We start from the raw sequence: 19,354 nt of genomic DNA on the forward strand, positions 1-19,354 counted from the left end.
GCCTAGCTATACATTTCATGATTGATCGCTTAAAAACATCGTGCAGTGAAAATTGAAAATAATTACAATACATGCAACAAAAAAGACAGCAAAATTTCAAAAACAGGATTGCATTTACTCATTGAGGCGTATTTTAAATGTCAAAATATCAGTTTTTTAAGCGAGCTATTGAAGGTCAAGAAAAGGTATGCTGCTTAAGCGTTGAAGAAGCAGATTTTATAAGCCGCAGAGAGCAGTTGCTGGGCCAAGGGTTTGAAGTAGTTGGCTATTTAATTTACGCGCCAAATGAAACCGTAGCCTTTGAACGCTTTAACGCGGAGATGGCTTGCCCTTTATTGGAAAGCGCGGACACTTTGCCTAATTCTTTTGAATTAAATTGGTATCGTGAGGCCGTTTTCAAATACATGGGTAAACTAAAACCTCACAAACATTAAGCTAGCTACGATTAGTAAGTCATTTTCAGCTCAATTGCAAGGCGTTCATTACGCACGCAAGTGGATAACAATGGAAATTACTACTGACTTACTAGGCGGTATTGCCGCTTTGATCTTTGGTGCCCATGCGATAGTCACACGCCGCGTAACCCTCGAGGAAGATAAAGATGAGTCGCACCCCGTATTATGATTGATCTTTTGAAAATAGAGGCCTATTTATCAATACCCAACATACTGCTTCCTACCTCGTTTCAGCACTTTTAACACAAAAATTTAACATGTCGCCGCTCTCATAAAGATAAACCGAGCAACGACGCACTAAGTCGTATTTGCCATGGCGATAATGCCATAACCTACTGCCACCTTCACCTTGGCTAGAAAGAAATAGCGTCGCCATTTCAGGCCACAGCCCTTGCTTGGCGCGCACTAAGATCTGATCATCAAATGAGTAGGGTTGTGCGATCAGCTCCCATGTTGCCGATGAGGTTCGGGCAAAAATATACAACTGCTGCCCTCTCCCGCCATCAATTGGCGTGCTAAAGATCACTTCTTTTCTGCCATCTCGGTTCAGATCAACCCAATACCATTCATCAAAAGGTGTGGGCTCCGACCAATCAATCGCCTCGTCACTGGGCAGTAAATGCTGCAAGCGCTGCTGCAGCATTGCGGGAACTGAGCCTGCTAGCCTTTTGATAGGCCGCTGAGCCGGCTCTTTGGGAATGTTATTGATACGCTTTTGCCAGCGCTGGCTAATGGCGATGACGTCTGCACTAGGTGCAGCCAGTTCGGCGCGGTATTGTTGTTTTTGCTTTGCCAAGCGCGCGGCATTTTGCAGGGTCATTGAGAGATGAAATTCGGTCATCGTTTTTTTCACTGCCGCGCGCAAGCTCGCTTGCGGGCACCAGGTGGGAATGCGATCGCCTTGCCCTTGCGAATACGCAACGGGGTGCTCAATCAGGCAAGGATCAAGCTCAAATTGATGACCATAGCTAAGGTCATCTGTTTCATAGCGGTACTGCGGCCATACCGAACTAAAGGTGGCAATCTTATTACCTCGCTTGTTGAGCAAAGTATCGCCGACCGCAGCCAAGCCTAATTCATCATATTCGGTGGCATTAGCTAGGGCCGGCTCCACCTCTGGCTCAGCGACAAACTGCCCTGCCGCATTAACAAAACCCTCGCGGCCATCAAGCAACTTGAAACGTTGAATGCCATCAGGCAACGTACCTTTGAGATATTCAATAGGCGGAAATTCCAGCTCTTTGCCCTTTGCTGTAAAAAGTTGATACCTGCTCGTCTTGGGGTTTTGGGCCAACAGCATCCCCGGACGTGCCAATACAATGCGGTCATACTGAACGGGAATGACCAGCCCGCTATTGCGACTCAATACCCCGTTTAAATGGTTTTTCGTCACAATAAACAGATCAGAATTTTTGCCTAGCGGCCAAATGTTTTGGTACTGCGCTTCTGCAATGATTTTGCCGTGACTATCAAGCAAACCATCCAAGCCATTTGAACCTTTTAAAACAATAGCGTTGGGCCCAATGATGGCAAAATCGCGTTTCCCTAACGGAATCACCCAGCGACCATCGGTGCGAACAACGCCGCGTGTTACACCTTGGCTTTCCTGATACACCTCAATTAAGTAAGGGCTATCGTGTCCATATGATGACAACTTGGTACCGAGTGGCAATTGAATGGCGCGACCATCGCGATATTGCACGTAATAACGCTGATATTCGAGCGAGCGGACGCCAAAGCTAGCCTTCTCAAAATTGGCACAAGGGTTTGAATCCTGGTCTTGATCAAGAAACGCAAAGGTATTGAGCCGTTCGTTTTGCGAATTGATTAAATTCCAGCGCTCGCCACTTTTAACTGCGGCACTCCCATCAATTAATTTACATGCCAGCGTATATTGCGGCGGGATAATCCAATTCAAGTCTCTATTCACATACCCCCACAGCCCTGTGGCGTGATCTTGGGCTGGCATTATTGTGTGGTCGGTATACTCCGGCCGTGAGTCCAGTGTCAGCCTTAATTGGCCCTGCAGATTATAAATTTCGTAGTATTCACGCCCCGCGCCCTGCAGTGTTTTGTATACATAGGGCAAACTTCCTTCCTTGCTCCAGTCATTTGCACGTCTAACTGGCAACACAGCGCTCAGTAAAACTTCACCCGATGGGGCATGCAAAGCAAAGTTTTGATTATTGCTGTTCACCCTTAACCAAGTTCCCGCAAACCAAGCTTGAGGCTCGTACCAGGCTTTAGGCGCTTGACCCTCTTCAACCGTAGGAAACTCATAGCGTGTTTGCCCTGCTCGATCAATAAGCCCCCACGGCTGCCCTTCATTTTTGAAAAGTGCAAAATCACCCACAAATGGCTTTAGCTGATCAAAAATTCGCGCAAAGCGCGGCTTGCCATGCTCGTCAACAACACCGCAATACTGATCACATATAACGTATTCTTTAGACCACGCGGACCACGAAGCTATCAGTAACAGCACGTAAAGCCAGCTAATTTTGTGCTTTGATGATTTCATAAATTGAAGCACCCGTGATAGAAAGCAAAGCCATTTTAACGCAAAGCTGACCAAATTCTTACAAATATTTCAATATAGGCAGTAATATTTTCACTTGGTTTTTGTGTAAACTCTATGGGTTGACCTCTGCAACAAAAGTTCATCATGCAACTCACACGCCTGCAAGTGACCAATTTTCGCGGCATCAGCCAGATTGATTTAACGCTGGATGAGATCGCGACGGCGCTGTTTGGCGAAAATAACTGGGGCAAAACTAGCCTGATCGTCGCGCTATGCCGTTGCCTGACTGCGCCTGCGCCAGTGGCAAGTCTTTTTACACACGAAGACTTTCATCGCGTAGCCAATAGCCGTGCCAGTATTGCCCGCCGACTCAATATCACACTGTACTTTCAAGGCAATACCCCCTCTAGTGACTATGAACCACTGTGCTTTTATCCTACCCGCAACAGTGATAACAGCAGCTTGATCCCGACCTTGGCGCTACGGTTTATCGCCGAGCGCTTTGGCCACCGCGAGATTCGGGCGCGACGGTTTTTTGTGGATGCCGACGGCACCGAAATCGAGCACGCCCAGAGTGATGTACTGGCCGATGGTTTGATCAAGCTCCACCCCGTACTGCGTTTTCGCGATATGCAATTGACCGATTGGTTGGAGCACCCACGGCTTTCTAACCAGCCACAGCCGGAAGACCCACAACTACCGGCTAGCGATGCAGTACGCACCGTGTTTGAGCGGATTTTGACCGTACCGCATCAATTGCACCCGCAGGAATTACGCCAAGGTCTGGCCGCGATGCAACAGCTACTGAGCGAAAACGCTAGCTTGGTTCAGCCTGATGCGCCAACCCAAAGGCTGGCCGAACAAATTGCCACTGCGCCGCTCAATTTTCGTGATGACGATAGCCTGCTGGAAATCGCCAATCGCTCTGGCTCAAATCTGCGACGCGTGGCCTTGCTGATGCTGATTGGTGCTTTGCTACATGCGCGCGGCGAGCAAGCGCTCAGTGGTGAAGCCAGCCCAATTCTGGTAATGGAAGACCCCGAAACCCACCTGCACCCAATACAGTTGGCGATGATCTGGGGCCTGATCGAGCAATTGCCGCTGCAAAAAATCATTACTACCAATCATGGCGATTTACTGGCCAGCTTTCCACAGCACGCGCTGCGCCGGCTGGTGCGCTGGCCGAATCATGTGCATGTGTATCAGTTGGCGGCTAATGCCCTGTCGATTAGCGACGCGCGCAAGGTGGCATTTCATATCCGCAGCAACCGCGCCAGCAGCATGTTTGCGCGGGTTTGGCTACTGGTCGAGGGTGAAACCGAGTTTTGGTTATTGCCTGAATTGGCGCGTATTTGCGGGCTTAATTTCCCGCTGGAAGGCATCCGCTGCGTCGAGTTTGCGCAGGCAGGCCTCGCGCCATTGATCAAATTTGCCGATCACTTGGGCATTCATTGGCATGTAATTTGCGATGGCGACGATGCAGGGCAAAAATACCTACAACGTGCGCAAAAGCTATTACGCGAGCGCGCGCAAGAGCGCCACATTACCGTACTGCCCAGCCGTGATATCGAGCATTATTTGTGGGAGCATGGTTTTGACACCGTGTACCGCCAAGCCGCCAGCAATTTGAAAACACCAATGTCACCGCAACACGCCGCAGCGCTAGCCTTACAAACCCCGGTCATTTATAGCGATGAAGAAATTATCGCCCGCGCGCTGCGCTATCACAGCAAACCGGGCATGGCGCTGGAAATCGCCGAAGCGGCCGAGATCAAAGGTCGCGACAGCATTCCGCAACAACTGCAGGCGATGTTTAGCACGCTGCAAGCGCTAAGCAATACCCTTCCCGACTATTAAATTTAAGGCCCTCCGTAGCATTACAAATTTCGTACATTTTACTTACTTTGGTAAAAACTCAATGCCATTTGGTTACAGCGTGCCTGCGCTGTAGGGCACTACACTGCGACAAGCCTTCCACTTGGACATGACCATGCGCGCATTTGCCATCCCCGCCCTGCTGAGTATTTGCTTAATCACCGCCTGTGGCAAAAAAGAAGAAATGAGCAGCGAAATGTCTGCAACGGTCGCAGCTTCGGCACCAGTGCGTGCAGCCCCAGCAGCAGATCAAGCAGCAGATCAAGCAGCAGATCAAGCACCGAGCAAGACTGAGCAGCTCACATCGAGCGCAACGAGTGAAACGCCCAGCAATCGGCAATTAATTCGCGAGGCAAACGTTCGTTTTCAAGTCAAAGATGTGTATCAGTCCAGCTTGCAGATTGAGAACATCGTCACTAAGTTGGGCGGTTTTGTTACCCTCAATCACATCGCCGCGCAGCAACACAGCAGTCATGAAAGCAAACAGCCCAATGGCCAGATCTTGCGGCTCACCGAATACAGCCTCAACGGCGAAATCACGTTGCGCGTGCCTAGCGCCAATACTCAAGCCTTGCTGCATGAGATTGCGCCGCTGGTGGTGTTTTTGGACGAGCGAGAATTCACCGCGCAAGATGTGGCGCTAGAACTGCTGCAACAGCAGCTGGCTCAAGCGCGCAATCAAGCCAGTGCGCAGGCGCTGAGCAACCCAGTGAATGCCAACGCAGCCAGCCAAACCGAGCGCATACTGGCGAAAAACCAGCTTCAGGCTCAGCAGGATATGGCCTTGCTACAGAGCAAGCTAATTGCCGATCAAGTGGCGTTTAGCACGATCCAACTACGACTTTATCAAGAACGAAAAATCAGTCGCAGCGAACACGCCGATATTGCTGCAGAGCTTGCCGCCGCAGGGCTGGGATTTGGCGAAAGGGTACTGACTGGGCTGCATGCCGGTTGGACTGGTGCATTAGATGTATTGGTGGGACTAAGCTATCTATGGCCGCTATGGCTATTGCTCGGTTTGCTTACACTGGCGTGGCACAACTGGCGGAGTAAGCATCCTGCTACAGCCTCGCAGCCAGACCCAGTGGAATAATCGCAGAGGAACAATCAAATGCTGACACGCCTAGATTTCAAAAAAAGCCAGCGTTTTGCGCCTTGGCGACATGCATTGCAAAGCCTGCTGGGCTTAATGCTGGCCTATTTCTTTTATGGCATGACGCTGTTTGTGATTGCGCTCGGGCACATGCATCCGAAAAAAGTCGAAGTCTATTTTTGGCTATCGCTGTGGATACAATGTTTGCCACTGCTGATGTCTGCACTCTGCTGGCTGCTGTTTTTATGGACCTACCAAAGAAAATGGCTGCTATTAACCCTCGGCACGTGGGCTTGGGTGGCATTAAGTATTGTGGCCTTTAACTATTGGTCGCCGATGGGACGTTTTTAAACGCGGGGCATCATCGATGCTCTGCGCGTCACCCGACCTGACCATACCGATGCATGTATAGACATCAAACCAATACATTCATTGGCCTTGATAGCTATACCTCAATAGGATCAACATCCAAACTCCAGCGTCCCTTGCCGGTTTTGATCACTTCGATGTGCGGCATGGCCTGATGCAGTGCGCGTTGTAATTGGGCGCGTTGCGGCGCGGCGATTAATAGCTGGGCACGTTCAACCCCGGCGCGCTTCACCATTGTGGCCGCCACGGGTTGATTAAGCGTAATCGGCTGTAGCAGATTGCTATCGAGTTGCTCAAAACACGCCCGGATCAATTTTAGAATTGCCAAGGCCTGCTCGATTTCCGGCGCTTCGGCGCGAAAAAGCGCCCATGCGGCGGCAGGCGGCAGCAACATTTCAGTACGTTCGATCAAAGTACGCTCGGCGAACGGCGCGTAATCGCGGCCCAGCAATTGGTGATAAAACGGGTGGTCGGCAAACGCGGTCTGTATCATCACCTCGCCCGGCGTTTCGCGCCGCCCTGCTCGACCTGCCACTTGCGTTAGCAGCGCAAACAGGCGCTCTTCGGCGCGAAAATCAACGCTAAATAAGCCGGTATCGGCGTTGAGCGCAATGACTAAATTGAGCCGATCAAAATCATGCCCTTTGGCCAGCATTTGCGTGCCGATCAGAATATCAGCCTCGCCCGAATGTACTTGTGCCAGCGCCGCATCCATTTCCCCCTTACGGCGCGTACTGTCGCGATCAATGCGCAAGATCATTTTGCCGGGAAAATGCGTGGCAAGTGATTCTTCTAGCCGCTGTGTACCTTGCCCGACAGGTTTCAGGTCTTGGTTACCGCAATCAGGGCAGGCATGGGTAATCGCCTCTTCAAAGCCGCAATGGTGACAACGCAGCCGGCGATCACGCATATGCAATACCAGCCGCGCCGAGCAGTGCTGGCACGACGCCATCCAGCCACACTCACCGCATTGCAGCACCGGCGAATAACCACGGCGATTGATAAACACCAAAACCTGCTCGCCGCGATCAAGGGCTTCGTGCATTCTGGCGAAGGCCATCCGATTAAAGCCATCGATCAAACCCGCTTTTTTAACTGGCAACAACGTGATCTTGGGCAACACCGCTCCGGGCACTGCGCGCTCTTTGAGCTGGAGTATCTGGTAGCGTCCCGCTCTAGCATTGGCCCAGCTCTCGATACTGGGGGTAGCACTGCCTAATACAATCGGTACACCGGCGGTGCGGGCGCGATAAACCGCGACATCGCGCGCCGAATAACGTAAACCCTCTTGCTGCTTGAATGATGGGTCGTGCTCTTCATCGACGACGATCATGCCAAGCTGCGGCAGCGGGGTAAACACCGCCAAACGCGTTCCCAATACAATCCGCGCATTACCCGATAAGGCGGCCAGCCAATTGACCGCACGCTCGGTATCGTTCAAGCCGCTGTGTAAGCAGGCCATGTGCACACCGGGAAACCGTGCACGAAAACGCCCTTCCAGCTGCGGAGTCAGGTTAATTTCGGGAATCAGCACCAAGACCTGTTTACCACGTGCCAGCACGGCGGCGATGGTTTGCAGGTAGACCTCGGTTTTACCGCTACCGGTAATGCCATACAGTAAAAACGGTTCAAATCCTTGTGCTGAGCTCAGCCGAGCCACCGCATCGCTTTGCTCAGCATTCAGCGGTAAACATGGGCTAGCCGCGGCCAGCACCGAGGTTTCTGCCGCCGTACACACCAAACCCGCTTCCAGCCAGCCTTTAGCCCATTTCACGCCGCTATCATGCACACGGCGCAGCGCTGCGGGGGTATGCGGCAAGGCGAGCGACTCAGCCACGCGCCGCTGCGCATGGGCGCGTTTGCCGATACTGGCTAGCAATTTTTGCAGATCTGGCGTGTAGTAAACACAAGCTGGGGCAGGTGCTTTAAACGCGGGCACATTGCGAAATACCGTCGGCAAAGCACTGCTAATCACCGCGCCCATCGGATGGTGATAATAATCAGCCACAAATTGGCACAGAGAGAGCGTCGCCGCTGGCAAGGCCGGCAAATCATCCCGCACAGCCAGAATATTGCGCGTTTTGCCAGTGAAATCACCCGCATCGGTGCGGCGCTCGATCACCACGCCCGATAACTGACGCGGGCCAAACGGCACGATGACGCGCTGACCGACCTGCGGGTCAAAATCACCGACACCGTAGCCAAAAAGACGATTCAGCGGCACATCCAGCGCCACCATCACAAAGCTGCCGCTCACCGCGTTTGCGCACCCTGTTTTTGAAGTTTAAAAATCATCAAATCACCCATTTGTCTAGCCCCTCCACGGCCAATCTGGCACAAAAATTGCCGTAAAATGGTTATTCACAGATTCTGTGGATAATTTTGTGGACTAAGTGCTTAAAACCAGAAAAAACCCAATGGGCGCTTGATGATGTTTAGATTGCACAAAAATTAAGCTGCAAAATTATATTCAATAAATTCAACATCTTAGCATTTGTCAACGATTTGCAACTTTATTTTTGCAGCCTATTGACAAGCACAAATTGGCTAATTTTGATTTGTGCATAACTTGGCGTTTGTTTGCAGCACAACACTTCAAAACATCACGCCAAGCTACTGATTTTTAATTACATTACAAATAAAAGACCGGCTGTAAGCATTAAGCTTTTTTGCCAGAAAACCGATGCACTGCGGCCACCAGCGCTGCGGCATGATCGGGGTTGGTGTACTGCGAAATACCGTGCCCTAAATTGAACACATGGCCAGTTTTTGCCTCACCTGCGCTGGCATAACTAGCGATAATGCGTTTAACCTCGGCCTCAATCGCAGCAGGCGGAGCAAACAAGGCTACGGGGTCGAAATTACCTTGCAAAGCGACTTTATCACCGACACGACGGCGCGCTTGGCCGATGTCAGTAGTCCAATCCAAACCAATTGCATCGCAACCGGTGGCGGCGATATCTTCAAGCCACTGGCCACCACCTTTGGTGAACACAATCACCGGCACTTTACGGCCTTCATTTTCGCGTTTCAGCCCAGCCACAATGCGGGCCATGTATTGCAGCGAGAATTCCTGATATTTGCCAAATGGCAGTGAGCCGCCCCAGCTATCAAAAATCTGCACCGCTTGTGCACCGGCCTCGATTTGCGCATTGAGGTAGTCAATTACTGTGAGGGTATTCACCTCCAAGATACGGTGCAACAGGTCTGGACGCGCATACATCATGGTTTTGATATTGCGATAGTCATCCGATGAACCACCTTCGATCATATAGCAGGCCAGCGTATACGGGCTGCCACTGAAGCCAATCAGCGGTACGCGATTATCGAGGCCCTTGCGAATAGAAGACACCGCATCCATCACGTATTTGAGCTCGGTATTCACATCCGGCACAAATAGCTTGGCCACGTCTTCTTCGGTGCGCACCGTGCGCTCGAATTTCGGGCCTTCGCCTTCGGCAAAATAGAGACCCAAACCCATGGCATCCGGCACAGTCAAAATATCAGAGAACAAAATCGCCGCATCAAGCGGGAAGCGCTCCAAGGGTTGCAGCGTCACTTCGGTCGCCAAATCGGTGTTTTTACACAGCAGCAAGAACGAACCCGCCTGTTTGCGCGTTGCACAGTATTCGGGCAAGTAGCGCCCCGCTTGGCGCATCATCCACACTGGCGTGTAGTCAACAGGTTCACGCAATAGCGCACGCAGGAAGGTGTCATTTTTTAGCATGTTTTTCCAATCAGCTCGGCTAAGAGCTTTTCATCATTAATTAATTCAAAATCTAAATCGCGTTACAGCGTATTGAGTGCCCATTGACCGTTACCATGACAATCGAGCACTTGGGCATGATATTCCGTCAAGCCAACACGATGGCCTACACTGATCATTACGCCGTTTTTCATCGCTTCGCGCACCGCTTGGTACAGCACCGCTTCGCCATCAGCATCGAGCGCCGAGGTTGATTCATCCATAAACAGGAAATCGGGTTTCACCAAAATCGCGCGTAGCAAGGCAATTCGTTGCTGCTCACCCAAACTCAAGACATGTGACCAAGCATCGATTTCATCGAGACGTGGCAGCAAATGCGCCAAACCGGCCATCGTCAGCAATTCGGCGATTTGGCCATCATCCTGCTCAACATCATTAGGGTAATACAGCGCAGCCCGCAGGCTACCCAGCGGCATATATGGTTTTTGCGACAGAAATAAACTACGGGTATTGCTCTGCACACCAAGGTAACCTTGCGCATATGGCCATATACCTGCCAAGGAGCGCAACAGCGTCGACTTACCACTACCCGATTTACCGCGAATCAGTACTGTATCACCAGCTCCGAGCTCCAGATTGAGATCAGCTAGCAGCACTTCACCGTTTGGCTTAGTGACATTAAGCTGCTTTAACTCCAAGCCTTGGCTAATGGGCTGCGGGTTAATGCGCGGCAATTGAGCGGCAGTGTCTACACTGCGCTCAAAAGTGGTCAAACGATCAATCACCGCTTTCCAATTGGCCAGCGTGCTAAAGCTGCCGATGATAAAGTCCAGCGCACCGTATACTTGACCGAAAGCCGAGTTAATTTGCATCAGACCACCGAGTGGGATTTCTTTGGCAAAAAAGCGCGGCGCGGCGACGATCAGTGGGAAAATAATCGCCAATTGCCCCCAGAATGAGGTAAACCAAGTCAGGCGCTTGTTCATGCGCATCAGTGACCAGAAATTATTTACCACATTCAAAAAGCGATAGCCCAAGCGCTCTTGCTCGTCTTTGCTGCCAGCATACAGCGCAATTGATTCGGCATTTTCCCGCACACGCACCAAGCCAAAACGGAAATCAGCTTCATAGCGTTGTTGCATAAAGTTCAACCCGACCAAAGGGCGGCCGAGCAAAATGGTAATCCCAGTACCAATCAGCGCGTAAATAATCGCCACCCAGACCATATAACCATGAATCGTGACTTCCGAGCCACCCAGCATGAATTTAAGCGGACCGGAAAGCGTCCACAAAATACCGATAAACGATACCAGCGTCACTACCGAGCGCAATAAGCCTAAAGAGAGAGACAATGAGATCGACACAAATTGGCCAACGTCTTCGGCAATACGCTGATCAGGGTTATCGGTATTGGCGTCGGTCAGTTGCAGGCGGTAGAAGTTGTTTTCACTCAACCATTTTTGCGTGTAATGAATCGTTGCCCACTTGCGCCAGCGGATTTCCAGCATTTGTTGGAACCAGATCGCATATACGGCAATCACGATATAAGCAAAAGCCAAATAGCCAAATTTATACAGAGCGGCTTTAAAGCCTTTGGCATCTAGGTTTTGCAGGGTGTTGTAGAACTCGTTGTACCAGCTATTGAACTGGACATTCATATACACCAAACCGAGCGACAGGCTAATCACCAGCGCCAGTAACCCCCAAGCATATAACTTATCTTCTGATACCCAATACGGTTTGGCGATACGCCAGAAATTGCGAAACAAATGACGAACAGTAGGAGCTTTAGCGGCCGACATACTCTGATCCAAATTATGCGCAAATACAAAAAACGAGCGCCAGCGCGCTCGTTACAAGGACAATAGTGGTTTATTTACAAGGCTTTTGAGTCCAAGCCTTTTTATTACCACGACGGCATTGCCATTCTTGCGAAACAGATTTGATTTGCCAGACGCGTGATTCCTCATTGACATTTAGCTTAAACCGATAGCGCTGCGCAGCGATGGCATCATCGAGCAAACCGGTTTGTAAAACTTCGAGTGATACATTGCTAAAGTCTTCTGCACCTGCTGATTTTTGCGTAATTTGCAGATTTTGAAACTCGCTAACCCCATATTCATTGGCAATGCGATCAGCTAAATAATCGTAAACCAATTGCACCGGAGCTTGGCCCACTTTGCCTTTGGCGATAATCACTTCAGGTTTGCTACTAACTACTGGCTCAGTGCTCGCTGGGTCTTGGGCCAGCGCGATGGATGAGAGCAAAAGCAATCCACTAATAGATACCGATTTCAATCCAAGTTTCATGGTGTGTTTTCCAATTTCCATTCAGCGTTAAGGGCAGATTGGCGTCACCAAACTGCCCCATCAATCATCACAACAAATTGCGAGCACTACAGCTTATTTCGCCCAAGAATCTTTCAGCGTCACCGTGCGGTTAAACACCGGCTTGCCGCCCGCTTTGTGATCATGGCGGTCAGTAACAAAGTAGCCCAAACGCTCAAACTGATAGCGAGTCTCTGGTGCGGCATCTTTGACGCACGCTTCGACATAGGCCGTAATTGTCTTGAGCGATTCGGTATTAATGAACTGCTTAAAGTCGAGATATTGACCATCTTCGCCACGAATCGCATCAGGACGCGGCTCAGTGAATAGGCGCTCATACAGGCGCACTTCAGCTTCAATCGCGTGCTCCGCCGAAATCCAGTGGATCACGCCTTTCACTTTGCGCCCTTCTGGATTTTGGCCGAGCGTTTTCGGGTCAATCGAGCATTTCAGTTCAACGATTTCGCCGTTAGCGTCTTTGATCACTTCATCGCACTTAATCACATAGGAGTAACGCAAGCGCACCTCGCCACCCAAGGTCAGGCGTTGCCAGCCTTTCGGTGGCTCTTCAGCAAAGTCATCGCGCTCGATCCATAAAGTCGGACTGATTGGAATCTCGCGCTCGCCCATTTCTTCGTGATGGGGATGGAACGGTGCGCTACGGCTACCGGTCACGCCCGCTTCAAAATTGGTCAGCGTCACTTTAATTGGGTTGAGCACCGCAATCACACGTGGGCTTTCAGTTTCCAGTGTTTCACGCACAGCGCCTTCCAAAATCGAGAAATCAATGATGTTCTCGCCTTTGCTCACGCCGATGCGCTGCGCAAACAGGCGAATACCGGCTGGGCTATAACCACGGCGACGCATGCCGCTGATGGTCGTCAAACGCGGATCATCCCATCCGCTGACCAGACCTTCGGTCACAAGCTGATTCAGCTTGCGTTTTGACGTAATCGAATACAGCAACTCAAGACGCGAGAACTCGATCTGTTGTGGATGGCAAGGGATGGTGATGTTATCCAAAACCCAGTCGTACAGCGGGCGATGGTCTTCAAACTCCAGCGTACACAGGCTATGCGTAATGCCTTCCAGCGCATCGGAAATGCAGTGCGAATAGTCGTACATCGGGTAGATGCACCATTTATCACCGGTTTTGATGTGCGTTGCGCGCTTGATGCGGTAGAACACCGGATCGCGCAAATTCAGATTGGGCGAGCCCATATCAATTTTCAGGCGCAGCGTTTTGCTACCATCGGCAAATTCGCCGTTTTTCATCCGCTCGAACAGGTCGAGGTTTTCTACCACCGAGCGATCACGGTATGGGCTGTTACGACCGGGTTTTTGAAAATCGCCACGGTGCTCGCGCATCTCTTCGGCGTTTAAGTCGCACACAAAGGCCTTGCCAGCTTTGATTAGCTCAATGGCGTAGCCGTGCAATTGGTCGAAATAATCCGAGGTATGGCGTACATCGCCATTCCACTCAAAACCTAACCAGCGCACATCGGCTTCAATCGCTGCGGCGTATTCGTCTTCTTCTTTTTCTGGATTGGTGTCGTCCATACGCAGATTGCAGCGACCTTGATAATCCGCGGCAATGCCGAAATTCAGACAAATCGATTTGGCATGACCAATATGCAGATAGCCATTGGGCTCCGGTGGAAAGCGCGTCTGGACAGCCTGATGTTTACCGCTAGCCAGATCGGCATCAATGATTTGACGGACAAAATTACTGGTCGGGGCAACTGCGTTTTCTTGGCTCATAACACTCGGTTCGACAATAAATTGAATTTAAGCCGTGATTCTACCAAACCCAGCCGCATCGCGGGCTGTCTTAAAGGTGTGGCGATTTTCACGGCACGATAAAAAATGGCGAGACTGGCTCGCCATTTAACACACAACTAGGGTATATCCTCGCAGACTATAAATAACATAATCTACAAGAATATACCCATAACAATTAAATCTCTGCTGCTGGCTCGGCTGGCGGATTAGGCAATAGCAAATTCAGCACAATTGCCAACACACTCACTAAGCCTACACCCACCAAGTTGAAATTACCCACTTGCACCATCAGGCCGCCAATCCCGCAGGTCAGCACCACCGACACAATCACCAGATTGCGCGGCAGCATCAGATCCACCTTGCTGTCGATCAGTGTTTTCAGGCCGATCGACGCAATCGTACCAAACAGCAAGACCATAATCCCGCCCATCACCGGCATTGGAATAGACACCAGAATGGCATTAAATTTGCCAAAGAATGCCAAGATCACCGCCAATACGGCAGCGTAAGTCATGATCACCGGATTGAAATTGCGCGTAATCATCAGCGCGCCTGTGACTTCGGCATAAGTTGTAATTGGGGGGCCACCAATCAAGCCAGCAAAACACACGCCCAAGCCATCACCACCCAAGGTGCGATGCAGGCCAGGATTGACCGTGTAATCTTGACCAGTGACTTTGCCCAACGCCATCACACCACCAATATGCTCAATCGTCGGGGCAATCGCCACCGGCAACATAAACAGCGCCGCTGCCCAGTTCACTTCCGGCGTTACAAAATGCGGCATGGCAAACCACGGTGCATTAGCAATACCTGACAAATCAACCACGCCCAAAAACACTGCAGCGATATAGCCCGCCACCACGCCCGATAAAATCGGCACCAAGCGCAGCATGCCACCGGCAAACACCGACACGATAATGGTTGTTGTCAGCGAAATAGTCGCCAGCAACAGCGACACGCCATACGGCACCAACTGCTTACCACCACCCTGCCCCATGGCCATACCAGAAGCAGCAACCGCCACCGACAAACCAATCACCATAATCACCGGGCCAATCACCACTGGCGGCAGTAATTTATGAATAAACCCCATGCCACGCCATTTGATCAAACCGGCAATAATAAAATACATCAGTCCGGCAAAAAACAGCCCGAACTGCGTCGCGCCCTGCCCCCAGGTATGCATGGCAAAAATAATCGGCCCGATAAATGCAAATGAAGAGCCCAGAAAAATCGGCACTTGCCGTTTGGTAATCAGTTGGAACATCAAGGTACCAACACCTGCACCCAACAACGCCATCGCAGGGTTTAAGCCCGTCAGCAATGGCACCAATACCAGCGCGCCAAAGGCGACAAATAAAATCTGGGCACCAGAAATAAACTGCTTAATTTCGTTAAACATAGCGCGCCTTATTTATTGATGGTGCCAAAAATTTTATCGCCTGCATCACCTAAACCAGGAATGATATATCCCTGCTCGTTGAGATGCGAGTCGAGCGAGGCACTAACAATTTTGACGTCAGGGTGCTTTTCATTCATCAACTTAACGCCTTCGGGCGCGGCCACCATCACAATCGCGATAATGTCTTTGCAGCCATTGCGTTTGAGCATATCGACGGTTGCCACCAGCGAGCCACCAGTTGCCAGCATCGGGTCAATAATCAAGGCCAGACGATCTTGCAGATCGCCAACGAATTTCTCGAAATATGGCACCGGCTGCAATGTTTCTTCATCGCGCGCCAAGCCGACGACACTGATTTTGGCCGACGGCACCAGATCGAGCACGCCATTGAGCATTCCTAAGCCCGCACGCAGAATCGGCACCACAGTGAGTTTTTTGCCTTTGATCTTTTTAACCTGCACTTCACCGCACCAGCCATTGATCGTGACATCTTCCAATTCCAAATCACGCGTAGCTTCATAAGCCAGTAGGCGTGCCAGTTCTTCAGTCAACAGGCGAAATTTATTGGTCGACACATCGGCTTCGCGCATCAAAGCCAGCTTGTGCTGCACAAGGGGGTGGTTCACTACGGTGATTTGCATATTTTTATCCTCTTTTTTAATGACGCCATTGTAAATATTTGCCGTAAATTCGCTATTGAGGAAATTCCTGTGTTTGCGAGTTATTTGTTCGGTATCAAAAACCTGCAGCAGCACTGATGCCCATCTTAGGCGAAAAAAAACCACCGCTAAGGGTGGTTTTCGTCATTAGCCATTTTTGGTGATGCTATCGGCACCAATGTGCTCGGTGGCAAGAATCTTATCTACGCGATGACCATCCATATCGACCACCTCCAAAGACCAATGCTCCCAATAAGTGATGTCGCCAGTTCGTGGCATTCGCCCTAACAATAACATCACCATCCCACTTAGGGTGTGGTAACTATTTTTATCTTCATCTGGCACAGTTTGCAGCGCCAATTTATCTTTGAGTTCTGGAATAGGAATCAGACCATCGAGCAGCCATGAACCATCAGCCCGCTGCACAGCCCACGCATCTTCAATATTCTGCGGCATAAACTCGCCAGTTAAGACTTCCAATACATCTTGCAGTGTAACCAAGCCTTGCAATTCGCCATATTCATCAACCAAAAACACTAACTCGACGCCCGAGGAGCGCATTTGCTCTAATAGTTCAAGCCCAGTGAGGGTTTCAGGTACAAACACGCAAGGCTGTAATTGCGCAGATAAATCAACCTGCTGGCCGTTGAGCATCTTCTTCAAGATTTCTTTGGTGCTCAGCACTCCTAGCAAATTTTCCAGCCCATCGCGGCACACCGGAAAGCGCGAGTAATCAGCTTGCGCCACTCGGGCCAAATTGGCCTCAAGTGGCTCGGCCAGATCAAGATAAGCCACGTCACCACGTGGCACCATCAATGAAGTCACCATGCGGTCATCCAAGCGCAAAACATTTCGTACCATGGTGTGCTCATGGGCTTCAATTAAGCCTGCTTCAGAGCCTTCAATCAACATTGCATCGATTTCGTCTTGCGTTACGCTTGGCGTGGCATGCTGATTGGCGCCCAGCACACGCAAAATTGAGGCAGTTGACACACTTAACAACCGCACAAATGGTCGAGTAACCAATGCCAGCATTTGCAAAGGACGTGACACCAGCGTGGCAATTAATTCAGGGCTAATTTGCCCTAGACGTTTGGGGACTAACTCACCCAAGACAATTGAAAAATACGTCACACTAACCACAACGCAGACCGTGGCACTGGTGTCGCTCAGCTGCTCGGGCAACCCAAATGTCATTAGCCAATCGGCAAAGGGTGCCGCCAAAACCGATTCACCCACAATGCCGCTTAATACACCGATCGACGTAATACCGATCTGCACGGTAGACATGAATTTTGTAGGATCAGCCCCCAACTCCAACGCAACAGCCGCCCCCTTATTTCCAGCCTCAGCCATTTTGTTCAGCCGCGCCTTGCGCGCAGTCACTAGTGCGATTTCGGACATCGCGAACACACCGTTAAGCAAAATCAAGCCGAGTAAAATAAAGATTTCCATGAATCACAAACAAGAAAGAAGGGGAGTCTATTGTGCCACAAGCCCGCCATTGCACAGGTAGTCGGTGCAATAAAACTGGCAAAAACCCAAATAATTACACCGTATATACAGCCATCCATTAAATAAAAAGGATTACAGCCACATACCTCGAGAAAAATTATTTTTTAGTCGGCGCAGACCATTTGCTGCGTAATTGCGTAACCAAACCGTTATCACGAATGATTTTGTGGCCTTGATTAAATTTTTCCAGCGCCCAAGCGCCTTGCGGGTGATTGGCACTAAAACCGATAAACACCAAGGTATGGGTACTTGGAAAAGCGACTTCGACTTTTTTATCGACCCCTGCACTTTCGGCCCAATATTGTGAACCTTGCAATTCATTGGAAATCACTAAAGCTGCATCAAGCTTACCCTCTGCCAAACGCCGCAAACTAACTTGCTCACTGCGCCCGGGGAAGAAAGTTGCCCCACGCGCCTTTGTTTGCAGGGCGGAATCAGCATATTCGTAATCTTTGACAGTACCAATCCGAACTGGGGCGGCGAGCTCGCTTTCTTTTTTCACGCTCAGTGGGTGCGCTTTATTCTGAAAATAAACGCCAAGTGCACGGTACAGCGGCTCGTCGGCAAACTTTACTTTTCCTTCTAGCGCAGGCTCCCAAGCCATATTAAAACAGCCCGCCACTGCACCATCGAGCACCATGGCTTTACAGCGTGAATATGGCACTACAGTTAACTTTACCTCGACCCCAACTGCGGCAAAGGCTGCGCGCACAACATCATTGGAGTAGCCGGTGCCATCTGCTTTGGAAAAAGGTTCGGCCGCATCTTCGACCAGTAACTCGAGGGGCTCAGCCCACGCGGCGGCACTCAGGCAAGTAGCAAACAATAAAATGGGCCAGCAAATTTTGCGACTGCGGCAGGCTAAGTGCGTGGCCATATTGAAACCTGAGGGTAAAATTACTTTATAGAGGATAGTCAAAGCGCAACCACTAGGGTTTTCCCGTACAAAGCCTTAGCAACAGATGCTTAGATTTCGCTCCATTTGCGTAACAGATTGTGATACACACCGGTTAATTGGACTGCGGTTGGCGTATCCCCCAGCTCCGCACGAATCTGGCGAATACCGGTATCTAAATCAAACAAGAGACCGCGTTCACCAACATCTTTAATCATGCTTTGCATCCACATAAACGAAGCTACCCGAGTTCCGCGCGTAATTGGTTCGACACGATGCAGGCTGCTTGATGGATATAAAATCATATCGCCTGCCGCGAGCTTCACTTCATGCAGACCAAAGGTATCTTCAATCACCAATTCGCCGCCCTCGTACTCTTCCGGCTCAGAAAAAAACAAGGTGGCTGATAAATCTGAACGTACCCACTCCCCGGTTTCGGTGATACGGCGGATCGCATTATCAACATGGTTACCAAAGGTCATGCCGGCACCATATCGGTTAAACAAAGGCGGGAAAATTCGCTTCGGCAACGCCGCAGCAAAGAACAACTCGTTTTTTTCCAAAGCCGCCAAAATCACTTGCCGCACCGCAACTGCTTCTGGATCATCATTAGGCAATTGCTCATTGTTTTTGACTTTGGCCGATTGAGTGCCAGCCGTGATACGGCCATCTAGCCACTCTGCACGATCGAGCCGAGCACGGCAGGCTTTTACTGTTGCAGTATCGAGCACCTGAGGAATATGAATCAGCATAA

Annotated in this window: 15 protein-coding genes; 4 read left to right on the forward strand and 11 right to left on the reverse strand. The window is 50.4% G+C overall.

Going from position 1 to position 19,354, the window contains the following annotated elements:
• Positions 1–137: 137 nt before the first annotated feature.
• Positions 138–434 (forward strand): hypothetical protein, encoded by a 297-nt coding sequence (locus HZU75_RS00610; RefSeq protein WP_180307301.1) that lies wholly within the window; start codon positions 138–140, stop codon positions 432–434.
• Positions 435–675: 241 nt separating this feature from the next.
• Here HZU75_RS00610 and HZU75_RS00615 read toward each other — a convergent pair whose 3' ends face one another.
• A complete protein-coding gene (locus tag HZU75_RS00615; protein ID WP_180307302.1) occupies positions 676–2,973 on the reverse strand; it encodes a WG repeat-containing protein in 2,298 nt (765 codons plus the stop codon).
• 144 nt (positions 2,974–3,117) lie between these two features.
• Between HZU75_RS00615 and HZU75_RS00620 the strand changes: the two genes are divergently transcribed.
• From HZU75_RS00620 to HZU75_RS00630, 3 genes are all read left to right on the forward strand, one after another.
• Entirely contained in the window at positions 3,118–4,830 is a 1,713-nt protein-coding gene (locus HZU75_RS00620) for a DUF2813 domain-containing protein (RefSeq protein ID WP_180307303.1), read from the forward strand.
• Positions 4,831–4,963: 133 nt separating this feature from the next.
• Positions 4,964–5,941, forward strand: coding sequence for a DUF4349 domain-containing protein (locus tag HZU75_RS00625; protein ID WP_180307304.1), 978 nt, complete (start codon positions 4,964–4,966; stop codon positions 5,939–5,941).
• Positions 5,942–5,959: 18 nt separating this feature from the next.
• Positions 5,960–6,292 carry a hypothetical protein gene (locus HZU75_RS00630; RefSeq protein ID WP_180307305.1) on the forward strand — a complete coding sequence of 111 codons (333 nt, stop codon included), beginning with the start codon at positions 5,960–5,962 and terminating at the stop codon, positions 6,290–6,292.
• A gap of 94 nt (positions 6,293–6,386) precedes the next feature.
• Here HZU75_RS00630 and HZU75_RS00635 read toward each other — a convergent pair whose 3' ends face one another.
• From HZU75_RS00635 to HZU75_RS00680, 10 genes are all read right to left on the reverse strand, one after another.
• Positions 6,387–8,567, reverse strand: coding sequence for a primosomal protein N' (locus HZU75_RS00635; RefSeq protein ID WP_228028136.1), 2,181 nt, complete (start codon positions 8,565–8,567; stop codon positions 6,387–6,389).
• 402 nt (positions 8,568–8,969) lie between these two features.
• Positions 8,970–10,037, reverse strand: coding sequence for a uroporphyrinogen decarboxylase (gene hemE / locus HZU75_RS00640; RefSeq protein WP_180307306.1), 1,068 nt, complete (start codon positions 10,035–10,037; stop codon positions 8,970–8,972).
• Between the two features lie 62 nt (positions 10,038–10,099).
• Positions 10,100–11,818: an ABC transporter ATP-binding protein/permease gene (locus HZU75_RS00645; RefSeq protein ID WP_180307307.1), complete on the reverse strand. Its 1,719-nt coding sequence runs from the start codon at positions 11,816–11,818 to the stop codon at positions 10,100–10,102.
• A gap of 70 nt (positions 11,819–11,888) precedes the next feature.
• Positions 11,889–12,326: a hypothetical protein gene (locus HZU75_RS00650; protein WP_180307308.1), complete on the reverse strand. Its 438-nt coding sequence runs from the start codon at positions 12,324–12,326 to the stop codon at positions 11,889–11,891.
• A gap of 93 nt (positions 12,327–12,419) precedes the next feature.
• Complete coding sequence (locus HZU75_RS00655; RefSeq protein ID WP_180307309.1) at positions 12,420–14,105, reverse strand: glutamine--tRNA ligase/YqeY domain fusion protein; 1,686 nt, start codon at positions 14,103–14,105, stop codon at positions 12,420–12,422.
• A gap of 196 nt (positions 14,106–14,301) precedes the next feature.
• Positions 14,302–15,531: a uracil-xanthine permease family protein gene (locus tag HZU75_RS00660; RefSeq protein ID WP_180307310.1), complete on the reverse strand. Its 1,230-nt coding sequence runs from the start codon at positions 15,529–15,531 to the stop codon at positions 14,302–14,304.
• Positions 15,532–15,539: 8 nt separating this feature from the next.
• Complete coding sequence (upp, locus tag HZU75_RS00665) at positions 15,540–16,172, reverse strand: uracil phosphoribosyltransferase (RefSeq protein WP_180307311.1); 633 nt, start codon at positions 16,170–16,172, stop codon at positions 15,540–15,542.
• 165 nt (positions 16,173–16,337) lie between these two features.
• Positions 16,338–17,645: a hemolysin family protein gene (locus HZU75_RS00670; protein WP_180307312.1), complete on the reverse strand. Its 1,308-nt coding sequence runs from the start codon at positions 17,643–17,645 to the stop codon at positions 16,338–16,340.
• A gap of 157 nt (positions 17,646–17,802) precedes the next feature.
• A complete protein-coding gene (locus HZU75_RS00675; protein WP_180307313.1) occupies positions 17,803–18,582 on the reverse strand; it encodes a substrate-binding periplasmic protein in 780 nt (259 codons plus the stop codon).
• Between the two features lie 89 nt (positions 18,583–18,671).
• On the reverse strand, positions 18,672–19,352 hold the full coding sequence (locus HZU75_RS00680; RefSeq protein WP_180307314.1) for a Fe2+-dependent dioxygenase: 681 nt from the start codon (positions 19,350–19,352) through the stop codon (positions 18,672–18,674).
• Positions 19,353–19,354: the final 2 nt, after the last annotated feature.

The organism is Chitinibacter fontanus (assembly GCF_013423785.1).
GTDB classification, from domain to species: Bacteria; Pseudomonadota; Gammaproteobacteria; order Burkholderiales; family Chitinibacteraceae; genus Chitinibacter; species Chitinibacter fontanus.